A 208-nucleotide genomic window follows, 5' to 3' on the forward strand; every position below is an offset into this window, starting at 1 on the left:
GATTGATTGCCGTATAGTGCACTGCCACAGCGCTGTTGCGCTGTAATGCCAGAGCATCGCTATTACGCAGACCCTCAGCCGTTATTTCACTACCGGACGCCACGGGCTTATAGCCGACCGTTCGATAACCCAATTGCCCCGCGGCCTGCAGGAGCGCACAGCTGGCAATTGTTTTACCAACCTCAGTGTCCGTCCCGGTGACAAAATA

The 208-nt window shown here is 55.3% G+C and carries 1 protein-coding gene; it reads right to left on the reverse strand.

Features of this window, described 5'->3' with window-relative positions:
* Nucleotides 1–208: ATP-dependent dethiobiotin synthetase BioD (gene bioD / locus FDX22_RS21140; protein WP_146717728.1), on the reverse strand; the 208-nt coding region annotated here is incomplete at both ends.

The organism is Citrobacter sp. TBCS-14, assembly GCF_005280805.1.
Taxonomy (GTDB): Bacteria; Pseudomonadota; Gammaproteobacteria; order Enterobacterales; family Enterobacteriaceae; genus Citrobacter; species Citrobacter gillenii.